The sequence below is a fragment of the Bacillus sp. MYb78 genome, assembly GCF_002975115.1.
GTDB classification, from domain to species: domain Bacteria; phylum Bacillota; class Bacilli; order Bacillales; family Bacillaceae_G; genus Bacillus_A; species Bacillus_A cereus.
The window spans coordinates 206,787-229,006 of sequence record NZ_PCOB01000002.1 but is presented as its reverse complement, the minus strand read 5'-3'; the positions used below and the strand labels follow the sequence as shown (position 1 = coordinate 229,006).

Sequence of the window (22,220 nt, the reverse complement as noted above, 5' to 3'; positions counted from 1 at the left end):
ATTACTTTTGTTCAGTAGTAGACGTTGTAACTTGCCATTCAATATTAAATTTATCTTTTACTTGTCCGTATGCTGGGCTCCAGAATGTTTCTTGAAGTGGCATGATAACTTCTCCACCTTCTTGTAACTTATCGAATACTTCTTTTGCTTTTTCTGCATTACTAATTTGAATTGCGATTGTTACTTGAGATCCGATTGCATGCCCTTGACCTGGGAATGTATCAGAAATCATAAGATCCGTATTACCAACTTTTAAAGTAGCGTGTAAAACGCGCTCTTTCGCTTCAGCTGGAATCGGGTATTCTGGATTTTCAGGCATGTCACCAAAAGTTTGCATGACTTCTACTTTTGCATCTAAAGCCTCTTTATAAAACTGTACAGCTTCTTGCCCACTACCATCTAAAACTAAGTACGGATTAATACCTAAAATCATACGGACACCTCTTTTTTAAATTTATAAAACCGTACTTGTGTTCGTTTTTATATTATCATTGTTTTGCATTTCATTCAACTATTTACTTCACTGTTTTCAAAATTATTTTGACGGAATCTCCATCTCTTGTTTTCTAAGTTCAATACGGCGAATTTTTCCAGAAATCGTTTTTGGTAGCTCATCTACAAATTCAATTTTGCGAGGGTATTTATATGGTGCAGTGAGTTCTTTGACGTGTTGTTGGAGTGTTGGAATTAATATTTCTTCGTTCTTTTCTATATTCTCTCTTAATACGATAAATGCCTTCACGACACTTCCGCGAATTTCATCAGGACTTGCGACAACCGCACATTCTCTTACGTAAGGATGTTTTACAAGCGCATCCTCTACTTCAAACGGCCCGATTGTATAACCAGAGCTAATAATGATATCATCACCGCGCCCTTCAAACCAGAAGTAGCCGTCTTCATCTTTCTTCGCTTTATCACCTGTAATATAATAATCACCGCGGAATTGCATCGCTGTACGCTCATCGTCTTTATAATATTGTTTAAAGAGTGCCGGCGTTTCAATGTGAACTGCAATATCACCAACTTCGCCTACTTTAACTGGAATACCTTCCTCATTTACGATATCGACGTGGTTACCTGGCGTTGGTTTCCCCATTGATCCTGGTCTAATATCCATCCCTTTCATTACACCAACAAGTAGTGTATTTTCCGTTTGCCCATAGCCGTCTCTTACTGTAATATCAAAGTGCTTTTGGAATGTTCCAATGACTTCTCTATTTAACGGCTCACCTGCGGATACAGCGCTATGTAACGCCTCTAAATTGTACTGACTTAAATCTTCTACCTTTGCCATTAATCTATACTCAGTCGGTGTACAACAAAGCACATTCACCTTATTATCGTCTAATAAATTTAAATACGTTTTCGGTTCAAACTTGCCGTTGTACACAAATCCTGTTGCCCCTGAACCGAGAGTTGCTAAAAACGGGCTCCAAATCCACTTTTGCCACCCTGGACTAGCCGTTGCCCATACAACATCATTCTCTTCAATTCCGAGCCAATTTGGGGCGCTTGTACGTAAATGAGCGTATGCCCACGCGTGCGTATGAACGACACCTTTCGGGTTTCCTGTCGTCCCTGACGTGTAAGATAAAAAGACCATATCTTCTTTATCTGTTTTCGCCATTTCTAACATGTCACTTTCTGTTTCTAATGCTGTTTTTAAATTGATCCATCCGTCTACTGACTGCTCGCTCAGGACGAATTTTTGAAGAGATTCCATTGCTTCTATATCATCAAACTGTCCAATGTACGGCTCATAGCTTACTATCGCTTTTACTTCGCCATGTCCAATTCGATATTCGATATCTTTTTTACGCAACATTTCCGAACTCGGAATTACAACAAATCCTGCTTTAATCGCAGCAATATACGTCATGTAAGCCTCAATTAAGCGCGGCATCATAATAAGGAGCTTGTCCCCTTTTTGTAAGCCACTTTTTATAAAAGCGTTTCCAATTTTATTTGCACCTTGCATTAATTCAAAATATGTAACTTCTCGTCTATTCCCTTTATCATCTTGCCAAATTAAAGCAAGCTTCTCTTTATCGTCTGTATATTTCTCTATTTCTGAAACTAAATTATAAGATGGTGGTGCCAACAATTCCTCTCTCTTCATAAACATCCTCCTTTTTCTTTATGCCTCCCTTATATAATAAAGAATTTTCAGTAAATTTTGAACCCTCTTCTTTTGACAATTTTTTTATGCTTTTGTCGAAATGAATTTATACTAATATGAACAACAAAAAGAAAGAGCGGGAAAACCCGCTCTTTCTAAGCCATCGTATATGGGATTATTTTTGGAAACCGCCTAATTGTTGCTCAGCTAGTGAAACTAGACGTTTTGTAATTTCGCCACCAACAGAACCGTTAGCGCGAGATGTTGCATCCGCTCCAAGTTGAACACCAAACTCTTGAGCGATTTCGTATTTCATTTGGTCTAATGCTGATTCAGCACCAGGAACCGCTAATTTATTTGTGCTACGTGCCATGTTATATCACCTCCTTGTGAGTATAGAGTGTGATAAATAACATGACTTCATACACATTTTAGATATGGTAATTTATGGTTTTAGAAAAGTTCTTCGAATTTTTCTTCTTCCGCCACTACTTCAACTGTTTGTAATACCATTGTTTCTTTGTTCGCTACAGCTTGTTCGATTAACGGTGTGAAATCGTATTTCGCTTCAAATCGATTTGCTTTTTCACGCTTCGGCTTCGTCGCCGGGCTAGCTGGTGTGAATACTGTACAGCAATCTTCGTATGGACGAATTGAAATATCATACGTGCCGATTTCTTCAGCAATTTTAATAATTTCTAATTTATCCATCGTAATAAGCGGACGAATAACTGGGTAGTTTGTTACTTCGTTAATCGTATGCATACTATCTAATGTTTGGCTTGCTACTTGTCCAAGACTTTCACCAGTTGTGATTGCAAGTGCATTACGCTCCTCAGCAATCTGCTCTGTAATACGCATCATCATACGGCGCATAACCGTCATTGAATAGCTAGATGGGATTTCTTTATTAATCGTTTTTTGCACTTCTGTAAACGGAATAAGGTGAAGCGTTACACGTTTACAGTATTTCGTTAACTCTTGTGCTAAATCGATTACTTTTTGTTTTGCACGCTCACTTGTGAAAGGTGGGCTATGGAAGTGAACTGCTTCCACAGATACGCCGCGTTTCATCGTTAAGTACGCTGCTACTGGGCTATCAATACCACCAGAAAGAAGTACCATTACTTTGCCGCCAACGCCAACTGGTAAACCGCCAGCTCCCATGTGCTCACCACACATAATATAGCTGTAACCACTGCGAATTTCTACACGTACATTCACATCTGGATTATGGACGTCTACTGTGATATCCTCTGTATTTTCTAAAATGTGCCCACCGATTTCTGGAAGTAACTCCATCGTCTTCATTGGGAAGCGCTTATCAGAACGGTGCACTGTAATTTTAAATGTTTTCACATCATCTTTTACTTGTAAGAACGCTGCTAATGCACCTTTTTTAATGTCTTCTAATTCTGATGGTACTTTCATCGCTAAGTTAAACTTATGAATACCAAATACGTCTTTCAATCTTTCAGAGATTGCTTCATGATCTTCACCATTTAACTGGATGTACATACGGTCATGCGTTGCATCAATTTTAATATTTGGGAACTTTTTCAGTTTGAACTTCACGTTATCTTTTAATGTGCTTACAAATTTAGAACGGTTTTTACCTTTTGTCGTCATTTCTCCGTAACGCACTAAAATATATTCATATGTCATCATATTTCTTTACCTCATCACTTCATATAATTTTGGCATCGTCTCTTTTACAATACCTTCAAATTGTTTTACTTCTTCCATCGTGTTGTCTGGTGCCAAACTAATACGAATAGCACTTGCAGCTGCTGCATGCGGCACTCCCATTGACACTAACACTCTGCTCACTTCATTTGCTTTTGAAGAACAAGCAGACTTCGTCGATACATATACACCGTGCTCTTCTAAAGCATGAACGACTACTTCTGGTTTTAAACCAACAAATGATACATTTAAAATGTGCGGTGCTGCATATGCAAGCGATGTATTAATCGTCACATCTTCCATCTCTTTAAAGAAGCTGACAAGCTCTGCTTGTAAACTTTGCAAATGAGCTACCTTTTCTTTCACTTGTTCCATTGTCATGCGAAGTGCTTTCACCATCGCTACAATGCCAGGTAAATTCTCTGTACCAGAGCGATACTTAAGCTCTTGTTGACCACCTGATAAAATCGGATCTAATCTTACGCCATCACGTATATAAAGAAGACCCGTTCCTTTTACACTGTGGAATTTATGTCCAGATATTGAGCAAAGATCAATATGAGAAGCATATAAATCAAGCGGTACTTTTCCTATCCCTTGTACATGATCTACATGGAATCTTATTTTCGGATGATTCGATAATAACGTTCCAATTTCAGCAACGGGCTGAATTGCTCCAGTTTCGTTGTTCACATGAATAATTGACACAAGAATCGTATCTTCACGAAGTGCTCGTTTTACATCCTCTACCGATACGACACCGTGCTCGTTAACCGGTAAATATGTTACATCAAATCCGAGTTCTTCTAATTGCTTATATGCCTCAAACACAGACGCGTGTTCAATATTTGTTGTAATGATATGTTTGCCGCGCGAACGATTCCTCATCGCTATCCCTTTAATCGCAAGGTTGTTCCCTTCCGTTCCACCTGATGTGAAAATAATTTCAGAAGGTTTAACGTGAAGAAGCTGCGCTGCAATCGTTCTTGATTGTGTTAATAGACGCTCTGCCTCTCCTCCAAGCGAATGAATAGAAGAAGGATTACCAAAATATTTCCCAGCAACCGTCACGTACGATTGAAGAGCTTCTGGATATGGCTTCGTCGTCGCACTATTATCAAAATAGATCATCGTTCTTCCCCTTTCAGCGCTATCACATCATATAATCATATCATAAATACGTGTCATTACGCTAAGACTACGCAAAGGTTCCGTTTTATCCCGATTAGTGAATAATAATTAGTGAGATACCCCCACTGATTACAGTTTCACTTTATTTTGAAACGAATAACCTTACTGTATTCCGCTATTCATTATAGCAACATCGCCTGCAAAATTACACAAAAAAACAAACCCTTTTATGAAAGGGTTTGTTCATTGTCTACATATTCAGCTATTTTTTGAACAACACCAGGTTCAAGTTGCTCTAGTACAGAAGCGGCTTGTTCTAAAGCTGCATCGTATTGATATTCACGGAATAATTTCTCCGCATAATTTAAGCTTTCTGCAAGGCTTTCATCATGACTGCGGTAACGGTTACCGTATTGAATTAATTTTTCAACTAAATACGCTTGTCCAATTAATTCTTCTGTCATTTCAGCTACACCGTTCACAGTTGTGTATGCTTCTTCTAAACTGCTATTTACAGCGTTCATATTTAACGGCTTTACTTCTAATTGTTCATATACAGCTTGCATTGCCATTTGCCCTCTTTTTAAATCTTCCATAATACTCTCTGGAAGACCTGGCAAATTCGACTTTTGCATAAAGCGTTTCGTTTCGAAAATAGTATTTCGCATTTCTTGTAACTTCTCACGCGCTTCAAATTCTTCTTTACGCATCGTTTGCAGCATTTCTTTATATTCTGCATGAAGTACTTTTAACGTTTCACATTGCTCATAAACCTCTTCTAGTTCCTCACGAATAATAGAGAAGGCAATATCTTGTTCAGCAACGCGTAATTGTAGCATTTCAAAACGTTTCGTTAAAATGTGCATTTGCTTTTCAATTACTTTTTGAGATTCAATATCCTTATCTTGCAATTGATAGCTTTGTTTCACAAGTTGTGTTTCTGTTTTCGTTTCAATCGTTTCGATACGTATTTCTTCTAAGTCTTCATAAACAGAAAGTGTTTTTTGCTCCACATAATGTCTCGCATGCACCTCTTGCTCAAGTTGATCATAGAAACCATCTAAACGAGTTTTTAAGTCTTCCACTTTTTCAGCCGCTTCTGTTATATGAAGCTCCTGTATATCCATTAAACATGTGTTTAGTTGTGTCGTCATATCACGAACTTCTTTAGGGATTTCCAAATACTCTAATACATAACCTTGTCTTACCATATCATTATGACCCTGTAATAAATCTTCCAGTTGAACTGGTAGCGTCGCTTGACACTCTACTAATAAATCTGGAATTTGGTGAATAATGATTTCTAAACTTGCTAAACCTTCTTCTAAACTAATAACAATTTCTCTCGCTTTTAAGTAGTCACCATTATCTGTTGCTTCTTCAAAGCTTTTAAATTTATTAGATTCAGCGTCTAGCATCTCTTCGATTTTCTGCTCTGCTGCTCCATACATATGTCTATGAGCAAGAACACTCTTTTTCATACTACGATATGTATCACGTAACCCTTCAATTTCCGAGCTATTTTTCTCATGGCTTTCTAACAATTGCTGTAATTCATTTAAAACACCTGTAATACGATTATCAGCGTCATCTAAACCACTTATGGATTCGTTCATCGCATGCTTTGCTTTTCGGAAGGAGAATTGCGAGGCGAATTTTCGCGCTTGCGCTAAATCTTTGTCAGCTTTCGGAAGGGTTGTTGATACAATTTCATCCCATTCTTCACGCCATTTACCAAACAGTTCTTCTGTTTGACCCGTCATGTTTAAATCTTTTACCCGTTTTAGTTCATCTGCCACAGGTTTATCTTTTATCTCTTGTTTCCACTGCTCCAGTGCTTCAATATCTTTATATGAACGATTTCTTATCACAAGCTCTATCATGAGCAGCACTAGAATAGAGCTTACTACAATGATAACGATCGTCAGGATAGAATCCATGCAAAAAAGCCTCCTAGTTATATCTCTTTTTTTGTCCGTTCCGTTTATGAAATGGAAGGCATTATGTATAAAAAGGGAATTCCCCTATATTTAACAACTAACAATGTACTAATCATACCATGTAATGGCTTGTTTTTGACCTAGTTTTTTTTAAAATTTCATGTTTCTTTCAATGCGATTGTAATCTTTCTCAATATTCCGCCTACCTCACTACCTATCCTCAAATGATTGTAATAACAAACAATCTTTCGTATGAGATGCGAAATAAATTTTCCGCATGAGTGGTGGTTCAACAGAAATTCCATGTAAATTTCCCTGCCTTACAGACTGCTCTACTGCCCTTTCTGGAAGTAAAGTGATGCCAAGGCCAGCTTTTACCATTGCAAGCATCGGTTCTGCGTAAGATGTTTCCACAGCTATAGTTGGTTTTACACCTATCTCATGAAACATGTTCATAATCATTTTCCTTACATCGCATATTTCTGGATATACAATTAATTTTTCATTTTGCAGCTCTTCTATTTGAATGACTTTCTTCTCTTTATACGGATGATTATTTGAAATGGCACAAACAATTTTCTCTTGTTGCACTTCTTTTATATACGTAGCACCTTCTACTACTGAATCGATGAACATCGCGTCAATCTCCCGCGCTTTAAATAAATCTCTTAATACTTCCGTATGTCCGATTTGCCACTCTACTTCGAACTCATCACCTAATACATCTTTACACTCTAATATGTAATGCTCTGCTAAACTCGGTAGTATACCAATTGAAAACTTTCGGTTCTCTTGATACCTCCTCATTTCTGTTTTCACTTCATTTATTTGTTCCAAAATCGGTAGCATTCTTTTTATAAATAACTCTCCTGCCTCCGTTAACTCCACTCCTTGCGCAGAACGCTTAAGTAAAGTAACCTCTAAATCCGCTTCTAACTTTTGAATTTGCTTACTAAGCGCTGGTTGAGATATATGTAAAATCTTACTTGCCTTTGATAAACTTCGCGTATGCTTCACTTCGATAAACGATCGTACTGCCTCCAAATCCATCGTACACACCTCTAACAAAAAGTTATAACCGTTATAAGAAATCGATATTTCCTCCTATAAACAATTACTCTTTATACTTATTTCATCAACTTACTATAACGAAATGTAAAGGGGAAAGATACTCTTGAACAAAAAACAAATGCTACTCGGATCCTTTCTATGCTTACTCGCCGTAACTGCCTGGGGATTTATGTTTCCTGTAATGGCAAATGCCCTGCAATTTATCGATCCGTTCTTCTTCACAACGATTCGCTATGGATCAGCAGCTATTATTTTTCTTATTTTGCTATTAATTACTGAAGGGAAGACTTCACTCCGCTTAGAAAAAAGAACACTTTCTCTGTTCTTTTATGGGACAGTCGGTTTCGCAGGATATGGTTTTCTCGTTTTCTACGGACAACAACTTGCCGGGCCTTCTGGAGCAATTCATGCAGCTATGATTCAGTCCCTTATGCCTCTAATCGCCTTATCACTGCAATGGATAACGAAAAATCGTCGCCCTCAAAACTACACATTTCTTTGTATGTTCGTTGCATTACTCGGTGTTATGCTTGTCATTTCAAAAGGAAATATTCACTTATTATTTGGAGCTGCAAGTCACTTATCGACAAATATATTAATGCTATGCGGTGTTACTTGCTGGGTCATTTATACAAACGGGGGTGCTCGTTTTCAATCTTGGTCACCACTTCGATATACGACATTGACTTGTTTATTTGGCTCAATTTCACTCATCGTTATTGTTACTTTCTTAACGTACACAAATATAGTTACTATGCCGTCACTGCGTACAGTTGTGAGCGTTCGTTTTGAGCTCCTTTATATGTCGATTATCGCAGGAGTTATCGCTGTATTTTGCTGGAATATGGGAAATCGCTATATTTCATCTATTAACGGCATATTATTTATGAATTTAGTCCCTATCCTTGCCCTGATTGGTTCTATCTTTCGAGGTTATACAGTCGATAAAATCGAAATTGCTGGAGCTGCATTAACAATTATCGCGCTATTATGTAACAATTTATGGCAAAGAAAAGTAAACATAAAAATCCCCACCTCAGTTCGTTAGGTGGGGATTCTTCACATATGAACAGCTCTTGGCCATTCATGGTACATATTTGCTTTACATAATGCTTGTTCCATCCATTGCTCAATCTCTTTCGTGTACATTTCTATGAAAAATGTCTCAGACGGGAAAGAATGCAGTACTTCTGATATATATTGTGGATATAAAAACGGCATATTTATCATACCTTTTAATTGCGTCATAAACATTGTAAATGATACTTTCTGAAATTCTTGTTTCATTTGTCCTTGTCTAATAATTTGCTCTATATAATATCTTTCTTTAGAAAAATAAACGGTCATCACTTCACGAATTAATGTCGTATCAAGCGAAAGCTCTCGGTAGAAGAAACGTGTTAGTTCTCTATTTTCAAATTGATATCGTAACATCCCACGCACCATTTGCACCATCACATCTTTAGCCGACAAATATTCTCTCTGTTCAAACGAAATTTCAATCACATGAATATACCCTTCTAAAAAATCAGTAATAAGCTGTTCTAATAAACCTTGCTTCCCAGCAAAATAATATGAAATATTCGCTACATTCACATCCGCTCGCTTTGCAATGTCTCGCACCGACGTTCCATCATAACCTTTCGTATTAAACAACGATATTGCCGCATCAATTACTTTTTGTTTCGTCTGCTTCATGCGCTCACTTCCTCTCAATGAACAGCTATAGTTTAAATTTCTTGACTTTTAAGACAAATTCCTTTAATTTTCTATCGACAAAGTCATGTGAAATACATCGTATTTTGCTAATATTTTACACATCTCGATAAAAAAGGAGCTGTTTCCATGTTTACTAAAGAAAGTTATGCAGGATCTCGCGTGCAGCAATATGAGACAGTAATTAAACAACTGGATGCGTTATTAACTGGCGAATCAAACGTAGTCGCAAACTTATCAAATGCGTCCGCATTATTAAACCAATTTTTAGATCGCGTTAATTGGGTTGGCTTTTACGTAACAGAAGGAAATCAGCTTGTCCTTGGACCGTTCCAAGGAATGCCTGCTTGCGTACGCATTCCATTTGGACGAGGCGTTTGCGGCGTAGCAGCTGAAACGAAAACAACGCAGCTTGTAGCGGACGTTCACCAATTCCCAGGTCACATCGCTTGCGATAGTGCTTCTAATTCAGAAATCGTTGTACCGATTGTGAAAGAAGGAGCTGTCATTGGTGTACTTGACATTGATAGTCCTGAAAAGAATCGTTTTGATGAATTAGATCAGCGCTATTTAGAAAAGTTTGTGGAAACACTCCTAAAACATATGTAAAAAGAAAAGAGCGAGTTATCGATTTAGTACGTCCTGTACAAAACCGATAGCTCACTCTTTTTTTATTGATTAACAGTAGATATTTTCTTTAATGCTTGCTCTAAATCAGAAACAATATCCTCCCAAGATTCTAAACCAACCGATAAGCGTATTAAATTATCGAAAATGCCCATTTCTTTTCTTAGTTCAGCTGGAATCGCAGCGTGCGTCATCGTTGCTGGATGCTGAATTAACGTTTCTGTATCTCCTAAACTCACCGCAATTGTAATAAAGTGGAGGTCATTAATAAATGCTTGCGTCTCTTCTTTTCCGCCTTTTACTGAAAAAGAAATAACACCGCCCCCGCGCTTCATTTGACGAGATGCTAATTCCCCTTCTGGATACCAAACACCTTCTACCGCATCATGTTTTCTTAAGAACGATACAATTTTTTCTGCATTATCACAATGACGATCCATTCTTACCGCTAACGTCTTTAACCCGCGTAATAATAACCACGCATCAAACGGCGCCATAATGCCGCCGATATCTTTTCGCATCGGGCGAATCTTTTCAGCTAACGCTTTCGTTTTACAAATTGTTACACCCGCTACAACGTCACCATGGCCACCAATATATTTTGTCGCACTATGCACAACAGCGTCACAGCCAAGCTCAAGCGGTCTTTGTAAATAAGGTGAACAAAACGTATTATCAACAATGACAAGTAAACCATTTTGCTTCGCAACCTGAATAACTTGTTTTAAATCGATTAATTTCATTGTTGGATTAATCGGTGTTTCAACGAAAATAAGCTTTGTATTTGGACGAATTTTATTTTCAATATCAACCTCTGTCTCCATCTCACAAAACGAATGCGTAATCATAAATTTTTCTTCTAACACTTCTAAAAAACCGTACGTACACCCATATAATCCATTTGAACAAATAATATGATCTCCAGCCTTTAAAAAACCGATTAAAGTTGCTGAAATAGCTGCCATACCAGATCCGAAGGCAAGTGCTTCTTCTCCTCCTTCTAACACCGCCATACGTTCTTCAAATAATTTCACAGTCGGATTTCCAAGCCTTGAGTAAATATAAGATGGATCCACTCCCGCAAAACTCGCCTCTCCTTGCTGCGCAGTCTCAAATGTAAACGTAGAGGTTTGAAATAAAGGTGGTGTTAAACTTCCTTTATGTTCCTCAGGTGTATAACCGTGATGAATTAACGCTGTCTCCATATGCTTCTTTTTCATAAAAACATCCCCTTTATGTTTTTATTACCGCATATTCACCAGTAAAAAACTGATGAACGTTTTTACCATATTTTACGTAAGCGTTTTATTTGTGTTTCTATCTCTTCTTTTATATTGTTTTAAATTCCTTCTTATATTAATTTCCAAAATTTATATGCATAAAACAAAAACGTACTCGCTTGACGAAACTCTGGGTAAAAGATATAATAGCGTTTGTGTAAAATAAAAAGGCAGCCTTGTAATGTGAGTTTATCGTTTGTATTTTGTTCCTCTACGGAGGTGTATCTCGTAACTCCCTGCTGCTGGAGCGAAGGTACATGAAAACAAAATGCCCGTAAATATCGATTACGTCTGTTTTTATTTTACGTAAATAAAAACATTTTTAAAGGAGGAGTCAACTATGGCTCGTTATACAGGTCCAGCTTGGAAACTGTCTCGTCGTCTTGGAATCTCTCTAAGCGGCACAGGAAAAGAATTAGAAAAACGCCCTTACGCACCAGGTCCTCACGGTCCTAACCAACGTAAGAAACTTTCAGAATACGGTTTACAATTACAAGAGAAACAAAAACTTCGTCACATGTACGGCATGACTGAGCGTCAATTCCGTCGCACATTTGACCAAGCAGGTAAAATGCCTGGTAAGCACGGCGAAAACTTCATGATCCTTCTTGAAGCTCGTCTTGACAACTTAGTTTACCGTATGGGCTTAGCTCGCACTCGTCGTGCAGCTCGCCAATTAGTAAACCACGGTCACATCATGGTTGATGGCGCTCGCGTAGATATCCCATCTTACCGTGTAAAACCTGGTCAAACTATCAGCGTTCGCGAAAAATCTAACAGCCTTGTTGTTGTTAAAGAAGCGATCGAAGTTAACAACTTCGTACCAGAATACTTAACTTTCGATGCTGACAAATTAGAAGCTACTTACACTCGTCACGCTGAGCGTGCTGAGTTACCAGCTGAAATCAACGAAGCATTAATCGTAGAGTTCTACTCTCGTTAATGACAAAAAGCCAATCCTGTGGATTGGCTTTTTTCAATTCCCCCATTATTTTTATATCCTACATAACATAAAAATCCCAATACCCTATACTCCCATCTAAAACAAAAAGAATAACCTCCCTGTTTCCATAAAGAACTCTGTTATATTATGAATTTTCACGGAATAACAATAATATTAAAGATTTTTAAACTTTATAACGAGGAGACATTGATATGGAATTCAGAAATGACATAAACAAAATAGCTAACCAAATTTTAGAACGAACAGAGTACATAACTAATGAAGAAATGACCAAGCAATCATTAATTATTCCTTTTCTTCAAAAACTAGGTTATGACGTTTTTAATCCTTTAGAAGTTAGACCTGAGTATGTTGCAGACTTCGGAACTAAGAAGGGAGAAAAAGTCGATTATGCGGTTTTTAAAAATGGGGTTCCAATTATTTTAATCGAGGCAAAATCTGTAACAGAAAATCTCCTTAAACACGATGCGCAACTATCTAGATATTTCAATGCCTTACCTGATGTCAAAGTAGGGGTACTAACTAATGGTGTAGAATACAAGTTTTATACTGATTTAACAAATGACAATGTGATGGATGAAAAACCTTTCTTCACATTCAGCATGAATAATTTAACTAATTTAGATATTGAAACGATTGAAACTTTTACAAAAGAAAATTTTGAAGCTGAAGAAATCGTAAAATATGCTGAAGAGCTTATTTATATGACCAATTTAAACTCTACAATTAAAGAACTATTTAAAAATCCTTCAGATGACTTCCTTCGTTTTCTAATTAGAGACTTTAGCTCAACTAGAATTACAAATAACGTTTTAGAGCGATTCCGACCAATCGTTAAAAAAGCAATTAATCGAACACTATTAGAAATAATCAGTGATGGTTTAACACCAAAAGAAACAAAAACATCGGAGAAAATAGAAACAAGCCTAGTTGCAGCTGCTTCTACCGAAATAATTGAAGACATTAACAAAGAAGACAAAACAGATAGAGTTTTCACTACAGAAAATGAACTAACCGCATTTAACATTGTTAAAGAGATTTTAACTGAGCATCAAAGAGATATCAGTAACCTCAAATATAAAGATACCATTAGTTATTTTTGTATCATGAATCGTGTAATCACAAAATGGTTTATACGTCTCTTCCTTGATGGCGATGCAAAATCCTTAGTTGTAAGACTCGATTTAGAAGCTACTAAACAGCTATGCCCTAATTTTGTGGTTGAACAAGCCCCAAAATCACAGGGAGTGAGTAGAATTTTTATCGATAACGTTAATGACTTAAAAGATCTGGAAGCACTTATTACTTCGTGCTATGATCAAATTTTAGCTAATGTTTAAAAGAGAAAAATGTACGTTCTTTTTCCAACAACCTGACAAAAAGCCAATCCAATGGATTGGCTTTTTCGTTTATATATAAAATAAAATTATTTATTTTCCTCTTTTTGAACATATACATAAGCATCTTTCTGCTCTTTATGTACATCCACCTTCGAATTCTCTGCAAGCTGACCCGCATTTAGCAAAGAAAAAATAATCAACGCTTCTAGTGACATTTCGTTTTACCACTCCTTTCTAATTGTTATACGTTTATCATACCGCTTACATGTGATTTCCGTATGAACTCGAAAAGGAGATTAAAACAAAAAAAGCTTTGAGGAATTTCCCCAAAGCTTTTTATTTATTAGTAACGAATTAAGAAATATTTCTTCTTACCGCGGCGAATGATTGTAAATTTACCTTCGATGCGGTCGTTTTCTGTTACAACGTAGTCTAACGCTTGTGTACGCTCACCGTTTACGTAGATTGCGCCGTTCGTTACATCTTCACGTGCTTGACGTTTTGATGGAGAGATTTTGCTTTCTACAAGTAAGTCGATTAATACTGTATCTTCTGCAGTACGTTCTACAGATGGTACGTCTTTGAATCCTTGTTCAATTTCGCTTGCAGTTAGTTCTGCTACAGAACCGCTGAATAATGCAGCTGAGATTTTAATCGCTTGCTCTAATGCTTCTTCGCCGTGAACAAGTTTTGTCATTTCAGAACCTAATGCTTTTTGTGCTGCACGTTTTTCTGGCGCTTCAGCTACTTGCTTTTCAAGCTCAAGAATTTCTTCATGAGATAAGAATGTGAAGTATTTTAAGTATTTAACAACATCGCGGTCATCTGTGTTAATCCAGAATTGGTAGAACTCGTAAGGAGTTGTTTTCTCTGGGTCTAACCAAATTGCGCCACCTTCTGTTTTACCAAACTTCGTACCGTCAGATTTAGTAACAAGTGGAATTGTTAAACCGAATGCTTTCGCATCTTCTTCTGATTTACGGATTAATTCAAGACCCGCTGTAATGTTACCCCATTGGTCACTACCACCGATTTGTAGGCGACAATTATGGTGTTGGTATAAGTTTAAGAAGTCGTATGATTGTAAAATCATGTAACTGAACTCAGTGAATGAAATACCAGTTTCTAAACGAGATGCTACTGTATCTTTTGCTAACATATAGTTCAAACCGAAGTTTTTACCGATATCGCGTAAGAATGAAATTACATCTAAGTTACCAAGCCAGTCATAGTTGTTAGCCATCGTTGCTGGGTTGTCCACGTTTTCGAACTCTAAGAAGTTTGAAAGTTGGTTTTTAATGCTTTCTGTGTAGTAAGCAACTGTATCTTTCGTATTTAATGTACGCTCTGCTTTTTTACCACTTGGATCACCGATCATACCAGTACCACCGCCAACAAGTGCGATTGGTTGGTGACCAGCTAATTGGAAACGACGTAACATTAATACTGGTAACATATGACCAATGTGTAAGCTATCTGCTGTCGGATCGAAACCACAGTATAATTTAACGCTTTCTTTTTCTAATAATTGCTCAAGGCCCTCAGCATCTGTTTGCTGATTAATTAGACCGCGAAATTCAAGATCTTGTAAAATACCCATATCCTACATACTCTCCTTTAAGTTCATTACTGGCGTGAAAGTTGAAAACATAAAAAAATCGCCCCTTCAAAGGGACGATTTTGATTATCGCGTTACCACCCTAGTTGCAGGCAAAAAAGCCTACCACCTTATTTACATAACGGCTTAGCACCGTCTTTTCCCTTTTGAATACAATTCAATCGAAAAAAGATGCTCTAGGGGCGTAATTCGCGATCATCTATGTGCTGATTTCCACCGACCATCAGCTCTCTAAAACAGGGAAATGATCACTACTTCTCCCTTTCCACGCTCAATTATTCATATACTTTTCTTTATACCATCATTTATATAGGCGTGTCAAATAGAGGTGGAATTTCTCTTCTTTCCAATCCTTTACAACGCCATAAAGAGTATCGTAATAAGAGAAAGCATTGGAACCCCAACTAACAACGATACATGAAACACAACCGATAAATCATTTCCAATGGTCGCCTCCACAGGATCTTTCGCCGGGGAACCAAGAAACCCTATTAATCGATCGAATCGACTTACCGTTTTTGGAAAGTCTGGTATTTCTACATGATCACTATCTAAATGTTGCTTTAACTTATATTCACTCTTAAAGGGATTTTCGCTCAATTTCATCCACCTCCAGCAATTGTTTCAATTTCTTTATTCCATTATGAAGTCTCGATTTCACTGTTCCAATCGGAATGTTTAATATTTCTGCAATTTCTTTTTGCTGCATATCATGATAATAAGAAAGGATTAGGACCGCTCTTTGCTCTTCTGGAACTTTCAAAATTGCTTCTCTTACTGTGAGCCGATCTTCGTGAGAAAATTCTTTTTCCGGAATCGGCACTAAAAATGGCAAAAGCGTACGCCACCTTTTTCTCCTATTTAATTTATTAATCATAAGACGATAACCAATTTGAAATAAATACGTTTTTATTTTACCTTTTTCAATTTCATACATATGTTTCTTACGCTCTAGCGTCAAAAACGTATCTTGCACAAGATCGATACTTAATTGTTCATCTCGGTTAAATCGATATAAAAATTTGTATAGCGCTGGTTTGATTAAAATATATAGTCTTTCTCCCGCTTGTTTATCTCCACTTTGATACGCAAGCATGAGCTCCTCCTCAATCCCAATCTGCGCCATGATTTTTGATCTCCTTTATTCCTTTTAACGTTAATGAAATACGGGAAATTAAATATGCAATCGCAATAAAAATCCACAATTGTGATTGATTTGTAAAAAATTGCACATATGGGTTTTGAATCGTAAATCCCATTGCAACTAAAATATTTAACGCTTGCACACATATGCATGCATACAACGCAAGGCAGACAGAAATAGTATCAAATACATTCCAGCGAAAATACACTTTTGTTTTTGTAAAATCAATTTTATATCCATTTTTCCGTACTATATGTTTTCTATCAAATGGAATAATTATTGAAAACAGAACACCCATTATAGCTCCAGCTGTAAGCATTGATACTCTATATCCAATTGGTATCGGTAAGAAAAGACCACAAGAAAATACAACTATAATTCCAATTAAAGCAAAAGCAAGAAGTAATTTATTAGACATAAAAAAGCCTCCCTCATCTATTCTTTCACAAATGTATACAGACGAGGAAGACACTTCGTTCAAATATTATTTTAATTTTTTTATAATCTTTGCGGGATTCCCGCCAACTACTACATTATTAGATACATCTCTCGTTACGACAGCACCAGATGCGATCACCGCATTGTCTCCAATTGTTACACCTGGATTAATAATTGCTCTTCCGCCAATCCATACGTTATCGCCAATTGTAACTGGTTTTCCGTATTCTGATCCGCTTATGCGCTCTACTGGATCAAGCGGGTGTGTTGCTGTATAAATGTGAACACCTGGAGCTAACATACAGTTCACTCCGATTGTTACCGGGCATACGTCTAAAATTGTACAGTCAAAGTTCGCGTAAAAATTTTCGCCAACGTGAATGTTATAACCGTAATCACATCTAAAAGAAGATTCAAGATGAATATTATCTCCTGTCGTTCCAAATAATTCTTTTACGATTTCGCTACGCTCTTTTAATTGCTCTTCTGGCGTATCATTTAATTTTCTCGTTAATATACGTGCTTGCTCTCTTTCTTGTACTAAAACTGGATCAGCCGGTATGTACATTTCTCCTAGTATCATCTTTTCTTTTTCTGTTTTCATCATACTCCCCCCTTTAACTTATATATATAAGTTAATAATAACATAAAAAAAGGTCTGAACATTTTCGTTCAGACCTTCCTCTCTTAATCTTCCATCGTTGATAAGTCACCTGTTGGTAAGTTTAACTCCCACGCTTTTAATACGCGGCGCATAATTTTACCACTTCTCGTTTTCGGTAATTTATCTCTAAATTCAATTTGCCTTGGCGCTGCATGAGCTGCTAGGCCTTTCTTTACAAATTGACGAATTTCTTCTTTTAATTCATCAGATGGTTCGTATCCTGCTCGAAGTGCGATAAATGCTTTAATAATTTCGCCGCGCACTGGATCAGGAATACCAATTACACCTGCTTCTGCAACAGCAGCATGCTCGATTAATTTACTTTCTACTTCAAACGGACCAACGCGCTCACCTGAAGTCATAATTACATCGTCAATACGTCCTTGGAACCAGAAGTATCCATCTTCATCCATATAGGCAGAGTCACCTGATACGTACCAATCTCCCGGCATGAAATAAGATTCATACTTTTGCTGGTTATTCCAGATTGCACGCATCATAGATGGCCAACCTTTCGCAATTGCTAAGTTACCCATTGTGTATGGAGGAACTTCATTTCCTTCATTATCAACAATCGCTGCTTTCACACCTGGAATTGGTTTACCCATTGAGCCTGGGCGAATTTCCATACAAGGGTAGTTACAAATAACTTGTCCACCTGTTTCTGTCATCCACCACGTATCATGAATACGAAGTCCAAATGCATTCATACCCCAGCGAATTACTTCTGGATTTAACGGCTCACCAACGCTTAATACGTGACGAACTTGTGATAAGTCGTATTTTTTAATTGCGTCTTGTCCAGCTCCCATTAACATACGGAACGCTGTTGGTGCGCTGTACCAAACCGTCACACCGTAATCTTGCAGTGCTTCATACCAAGCTTCTGGACTAAAGCGTCCACCTAAAATAACATTTGACGCTCCAACTAACCACGGTGCGAAAATACCGTAAGCAGTTCCCGTTACCCAGCCCGGGTCAGCTGTGCACCAATATACGTCATCTTCTTTTAAATCTAATACCCATTTCGCCGTTTGATAATGCTGAACCATTGCATTTTGCGCATGAAGCACACCCTTTGGCTTACCAGTAGAACCAGACGTATAGTGAAGAATTAAACCATCTTCACGGCCTAACCATTCAATATGTAATTCTTTTGAAGCTTGTTCAAATAAAGGATTGAACGCTACCGTTTTACCGCCTTCTTCTACATTATCTCCAACAAGGAAAACTGTTTTTAAAGCAGGTAAATCATTTAATGGTACACGCTCTAACAATTCAGGCGTTGTAATTAACACCTTCGCTTCACTATCTTCTAAACGATCGCGAACCGCACCTTCCATAAATGCTTCAAATAACGGTCCAACAATTGCTCCTAATTTCACTGCACCTAAAAGTGCGAAATATAACTGTGGAGAACGTGGCATAAAAATAAAAACGCGATCGCCTTTTTCTACATCGCCATAATTTTTCAGGACATTCCCTGCTTTATTAGAAAAATCCTTCATTTCCTTAAATGTATATTTCTCTTTTCGCGATCCATCTTGATAATAAAGAGCTACTTTATTCTTTCGATCGGATTTCGCATGCTTATCAATTGCCTCATACGCCATATTTACTCGGCCTGTTTCATTCCAAGTAAAGTTTTTATTAACCTCTTCCCAGTTAAAATTCGCGTATGCCTCATCATAATTCGGCAAATTATTTTCTCCTTTAATGACAGGAAGCGTTTCTACTTTCATACTTTACATCCCCCTCCTATGTATTCTATTATCTATTATAATGATATTATTTAAAATTTTCAGTATATTTGTTGATTTTTAGACAAATTTTTAATGACAAAATTCGATTCACATCGCATATATTATAAAGTACGATATTAATAGATTCACAAACCCTCAAGGTGGTGAGCAATACATTGATTCATAAAAAAATATACAATGCTAGAAACTTAAAAACAGCGAAAGGCACTTTAATTATTGAAGGTCCTGTCTCTACACATAATCTTGAAATGTATGAATTTCATCCAGATTTAGTTGCATTTCGTCCTGCTGAACAGCAATATAAAGCAATTGTCGAAATTTCTAAATTACCAGAAGCTCGACTCATTATTGCTAGACATGACCAAATGATTGTTGGATATGTTACATATTTATATCCTGATCCACTTGAACGATGGTCAGAAGGAAAAATGGAAAACTTAATTGAGCTTGGGGCAATTGAAGTAGTCCCAGCCTTCCGCGGGAGTTCTGTCGGAAAGAACTTACTAGAGGTTTCTATGATGGACGATTATATGGAAGATTACATTATATTGACGACTGAATATTATTGGCACTGGGATTTGAAACAAACAGGATTGAATGTGTGGGAATACCGAAAAGTAATGGAAAAGATGATGAATGCCGGCGGGTTACAATGGATGGCTACAGACGATCCTGAAATTTGTTCACATCCCGCCAACTGTTTAATGGTCCGCATCGGTAAACGCGTTGATACGGATTCTATTCAAGCTTTTGATCGTCTACGTTTTCACAATCGTTTTATGTATTAATAAAGGGGGCAACTGGAATGATTGTAGAAGAAATTATGAATCAAAATGTAGTTACACTACATCCAAACGATACAATCGAAACAGCAATCCGAACGATTCGCACGAAAGGCATTCGGCACATTCCAATTGTCGATCAAAATAATCACGTCGTAGGCATTATTTCTGATCGGGATGTAAGAGATGCAAGTCCGTCTATTCTAGATGAACAAGTTTCACTCGATATGCTACAGCAACCGCTTGAACTTATTATGAAACATCCTGTAATGACTTGCCACCCTCTCGATTTCGTTGAGGAAATTGCTACTTTATTTTTTGAAAATAAAATTGGCTGCCTTCCTGTTACAAAGGCTGGTAAGTTAGTTGGTATCATCTCAGAATCTACAGTACTGCACACGTTAGTGAAATTAACAGGGGCACATCAACCGAGTTCACAAATTGAAATTCAAGTAAAAAACGAACCTGGTATTCTTGGAAAAGTCGTTGCTATTTTTAGTGATTTACAAATAAATATCGTGAGCGTTCTCGTCTATCCAGCAAAAGACGAGAATGATAAAGTACTTGTTTTCCGCATTCAAACGATGAATCCTCTAAAAGTGATTGATGCACTTGAAGCAGAAGGCTATCGCGTATTATGGCCGAACATCATGGGGATGCAAGCATGAGTAGCGCGTTTATTTATTCGGATGACTTTCGGGGCTATTCATTTAGCCCTGATCATCCTTTTAACCAACTGCGCGTCACACTTACGTATGATTTATTACAAAAGGGCGGTTTCATCTCTCCCTCTCAAATCATCTCACCACGGATGGCTACAGATGAAGAGATTGCCTACGTTCATACAGAGGAGTACATAAATGCGGTAAAACGTGCTGGAGAAGGAAATTTAGAAAAATCAATTGCGATGACATATGGACTTGGAACAGAAGATACACCGATGTTTCCAAATATGCACGAAGCAAGCGCATTGCTCGTTGGTGGTACATTAACAGCTGTCGATGCTGTTCTTTCCGGAAAAGTAAAACACGCGCTTAACTTAGGAGGCGGCTTACATCATGGCTTCCGTGGTAAAGCATCTGGCTTTTGTATTTATAACGACAGTTCTATCGCAATGAAGTATATTCAGAAGAAATACGGTTTACGCGTCCTATATATTGATACAGACGCTCATCACGGTGATGGTGTACAGTGGTCATTTTATGATGACCCTAACGTATGCACCATTTCATTACATGAAACTGGTCGCTATTTATTCCCTGGAACTGGCGCTGTAAACGAACGCGGACAAGGTAATGGTTATAGTTATTCTTTTAACGTTCCACTCGATGCTTTTACAGAAGATGAATCGTTCTTAGAATCATATCGAACTGTTGTAAAAGAAGTTGCAGCATACTTTAAACCGGATATTATTTTAACGCAAAATGGTGCTGATGCACATTACTACGACCCACTTACACACCTTTGTGCGACCATGAATATTTACCGCGAAATACCGAAACTCGCTCGTGAAATTGCTAATGAATATTGCGACGGTCGCTGGATCGCTGTCGGCGGTGGCGGCTATGACCATTGGCGCGTCGTACCAAGAGCATGGGCGCTCATTTGGCTCGAAATGAACAACATCCAAAACATCTCAGGTTATCTCCCTCCAGAATGGATTGAAGCTTGGAAAGGACAAGCAGAAACAGAACTTCCCCTCACATGGGAAGATCCAGACAACATGTATAAACCTATCCCCCGTAAACCAGAAATTGAAGAAAAAAATGCATTAACTGTAGCGAAATCCCTTGAAATTATTCGGAATAATATGACAAAATCTTTGTACTAAACGAAAAGGAGGCTCGTTTTTGAATAGCCTCCTTTTATTTATTGTCGGTTTCTGTCGGTAAGTCGATATATTTTAATAATCGCTGATATATTTCGAGATGCGC

Annotated in this window: 23 protein-coding genes and 1 other annotated feature; of the genes, 7 read left to right on the top strand and 16 right to left on the bottom strand. The window is 37.6% G+C overall.

All coding sequences use genetic code 11. The features are described 5' to 3' along the window. Position 1: 1 nt before the first annotated feature. From CQ064_RS05115 to CQ064_RS05085, 7 genes are all read right to left on the bottom strand, one after another. A complete protein-coding gene (locus CQ064_RS05115) occupies positions 2-433 on the bottom strand; it encodes a VOC family protein (protein WP_000600350.1) in 432 nt (143 codons plus the stop codon). A gap of 102 nt (positions 434-535) precedes the next feature. After that, entirely contained in the window at positions 536-2,122 is a 1,587-nt protein-coding gene (gene mbcS / locus CQ064_RS05110; RefSeq protein ID WP_000817727.1) for an acyl-CoA synthetase MbcS, read from the bottom strand. A 175-nt stretch (positions 2,123-2,297) separates the two neighbouring features. After that, the gene (locus tag CQ064_RS05105) at positions 2,298-2,495 is read right to left on the bottom strand and encodes an alpha/beta-type small acid-soluble spore protein (RefSeq protein WP_000124490.1); all 198 of its coding nucleotides are present in this window, start codon (positions 2,493-2,495) and stop codon (positions 2,298-2,300) included. An 80-nt stretch (positions 2,496-2,575) separates the two neighbouring features. Next, the gene (gene thiI / locus CQ064_RS05100; protein ID WP_000989275.1) at positions 2,576-3,790 is read right to left on the bottom strand and encodes a tRNA uracil 4-sulfurtransferase ThiI; all 1,215 of its coding nucleotides are present in this window, start codon (positions 3,788-3,790) and stop codon (positions 2,576-2,578) included. A 6-nt stretch (positions 3,791-3,796) separates the two neighbouring features. Continuing rightward, the gene (locus CQ064_RS05095) at positions 3,797-4,939 is read right to left on the bottom strand and encodes a cysteine desulfurase family protein (protein ID WP_000638976.1); all 1,143 of its coding nucleotides are present in this window, start codon (positions 4,937-4,939) and stop codon (positions 3,797-3,799) included. Between the two features lie 227 nt (positions 4,940-5,166). Further along, on the bottom strand, positions 5,167-6,879 hold the full coding sequence (ezrA, locus tag CQ064_RS05090) for a septation ring formation regulator EzrA (RefSeq protein ID WP_000377317.1): 1,713 nt from the start codon (positions 6,877-6,879) through the stop codon (positions 5,167-5,169). Positions 6,880-7,089: 210 nt separating this feature from the next. Beyond that, the gene (locus tag CQ064_RS05085; protein WP_000362538.1) at positions 7,090-7,929 is read right to left on the bottom strand and encodes a LysR family transcriptional regulator; all 840 of its coding nucleotides are present in this window, start codon (positions 7,927-7,929) and stop codon (positions 7,090-7,092) included. A 124-nt stretch (positions 7,930-8,053) separates the two neighbouring features. On the opposite strand from CQ064_RS05085, the gene CQ064_RS05080 reads away from it, so the two are divergent. Continuing rightward, positions 8,054-8,998, top strand: coding sequence for a DMT family transporter (locus tag CQ064_RS05080; protein ID WP_001036053.1), 945 nt, complete (start codon positions 8,054-8,056; stop codon positions 8,996-8,998). Between the two features lie 11 nt (positions 8,999-9,009). On the opposite strand, the gene refZ is transcribed toward CQ064_RS05080, so the two are convergent. Further along, entirely contained in the window at positions 9,010-9,648 is a 639-nt protein-coding gene (gene refZ / locus CQ064_RS05075) for a forespore capture DNA-binding protein RefZ (protein ID WP_000814914.1), read from the bottom strand. Between the two features lie 147 nt (positions 9,649-9,795). Between refZ and CQ064_RS05070 the strand changes: the two genes are divergently transcribed. Next, a complete protein-coding gene (locus tag CQ064_RS05070; RefSeq protein ID WP_000494337.1) occupies positions 9,796-10,275 on the top strand; it encodes a GAF domain-containing protein in 480 nt (159 codons plus the stop codon). 62 nt (positions 10,276-10,337) lie between these two features. Here CQ064_RS05070 and megL read toward each other — a convergent pair whose 3' ends face one another. After that, positions 10,338-11,513, bottom strand: a complete 1,176-nt coding sequence (gene megL / locus CQ064_RS05065) for a methionine gamma-lyase (RefSeq protein WP_000726576.1) — start codon at positions 11,511-11,513, stop codon at positions 10,338-10,340. Positions 11,514-11,913: 400 nt separating this feature from the next. On the opposite strand from megL, the gene rpsD reads away from it, so the two are divergent. Together rpsD and CQ064_RS05050 are read left to right on the top strand one after the other, a co-directional pair. Continuing rightward, the gene (rpsD, locus tag CQ064_RS05055; RefSeq protein WP_000135315.1) at positions 11,914-12,516 is read left to right on the top strand and encodes a 30S ribosomal protein S4; all 603 of its coding nucleotides are present in this window, start codon (positions 11,914-11,916) and stop codon (positions 12,514-12,516) included. A gap of 212 nt (positions 12,517-12,728) precedes the next feature. Then, positions 12,729-13,877: a type I restriction endonuclease gene (locus tag CQ064_RS05050; protein ID WP_000395713.1), complete on the top strand. Its 1,149-nt coding sequence runs from the start codon at positions 12,729-12,731 to the stop codon at positions 13,875-13,877. An 86-nt stretch (positions 13,878-13,963) separates the two neighbouring features. Here the strand turns inward: CQ064_RS05050 and CQ064_RS05045 are convergent, their stop codons facing one another. From CQ064_RS05045 to acsA, 7 genes are all read right to left on the bottom strand, one after another. Next, positions 13,964-14,092 carry a hypothetical protein gene (locus CQ064_RS05045; protein WP_000050944.1) on the bottom strand — a complete coding sequence of 43 codons (129 nt, stop codon included), beginning with the start codon at positions 14,090-14,092 and terminating at the stop codon, positions 13,964-13,966. A 128-nt stretch (positions 14,093-14,220) separates the two neighbouring features. After that, on the bottom strand, positions 14,221-15,477 hold the full coding sequence (gene tyrS, locus CQ064_RS05040) for a tyrosine--tRNA ligase (protein WP_000512081.1): 1,257 nt from the start codon (positions 15,475-15,477) through the stop codon (positions 14,221-14,223). 67 nt (positions 15,478-15,544) lie between these two features. Continuing rightward, positions 15,545-15,772 (bottom strand) — a binding site (T-box leader). A 77-nt stretch (positions 15,773-15,849) separates the two neighbouring features. Beyond that, complete coding sequence (locus tag CQ064_RS05035; RefSeq protein ID WP_001293786.1) at positions 15,850-16,095, bottom strand: hypothetical protein; 246 nt, start codon at positions 16,093-16,095, stop codon at positions 15,850-15,852. Next, the gene (locus tag CQ064_RS05030; RefSeq protein WP_000057196.1) at positions 16,076-16,621 is read right to left on the bottom strand and encodes an RNA polymerase sigma factor; all 546 of its coding nucleotides are present in this window, start codon (positions 16,619-16,621) and stop codon (positions 16,076-16,078) included. Before CQ064_RS05030 ends, CQ064_RS05035 begins: the two co-directional genes overlap by 20 nt. After that, a complete protein-coding gene (locus CQ064_RS05025) occupies positions 16,602-17,057 on the bottom strand; it encodes a hypothetical protein (RefSeq protein WP_000066427.1) in 456 nt (151 codons plus the stop codon). Before CQ064_RS05025 ends, CQ064_RS05030 begins: the two co-directional genes overlap by 20 nt. A 66-nt stretch (positions 17,058-17,123) precedes the next feature. Further along, entirely contained in the window at positions 17,124-17,684 is a 561-nt protein-coding gene (locus CQ064_RS05020) for a maltose acetyltransferase domain-containing protein (RefSeq protein ID WP_003271816.1), read from the bottom strand. An 80-nt stretch (positions 17,685-17,764) separates the two neighbouring features. Beyond that, positions 17,765-19,483: an acetate--CoA ligase gene (gene acsA / locus CQ064_RS05015; protein ID WP_000862058.1), complete on the bottom strand. Its 1,719-nt coding sequence runs from the start codon at positions 19,481-19,483 to the stop codon at positions 17,765-17,767. A gap of 176 nt (positions 19,484-19,659) precedes the next feature. Between acsA and acuA the strand changes: the two genes are divergently transcribed. The 3 genes from acuA to acuC are packed head-to-tail and all read left to right on the top strand — an operon-like array spanning position 19,660 to position 22,117. Further along, a complete protein-coding gene (acuA, locus tag CQ064_RS05010) occupies positions 19,660-20,292 on the top strand; it encodes an acetoin utilization protein acetyltransferase AcuA (RefSeq protein WP_000581393.1) in 633 nt (210 codons plus the stop codon). 17 nt (positions 20,293-20,309) lie between these two features. Further along, positions 20,310-20,954, top strand: a complete 645-nt coding sequence (locus CQ064_RS05005; protein WP_000634583.1) for an acetoin utilization AcuB family protein — start codon at positions 20,310-20,312, stop codon at positions 20,952-20,954. Continuing rightward, positions 20,951-22,117, top strand: a complete 1,167-nt coding sequence (gene acuC / locus CQ064_RS05000) for an acetoin utilization protein AcuC (RefSeq protein WP_000092829.1) — start codon at positions 20,951-20,953, stop codon at positions 22,115-22,117. The genes CQ064_RS05005 and acuC overlap by 4 nt, the downstream gene beginning before the upstream one ends. Positions 22,118-22,220: the final 103 nt, after the last annotated feature.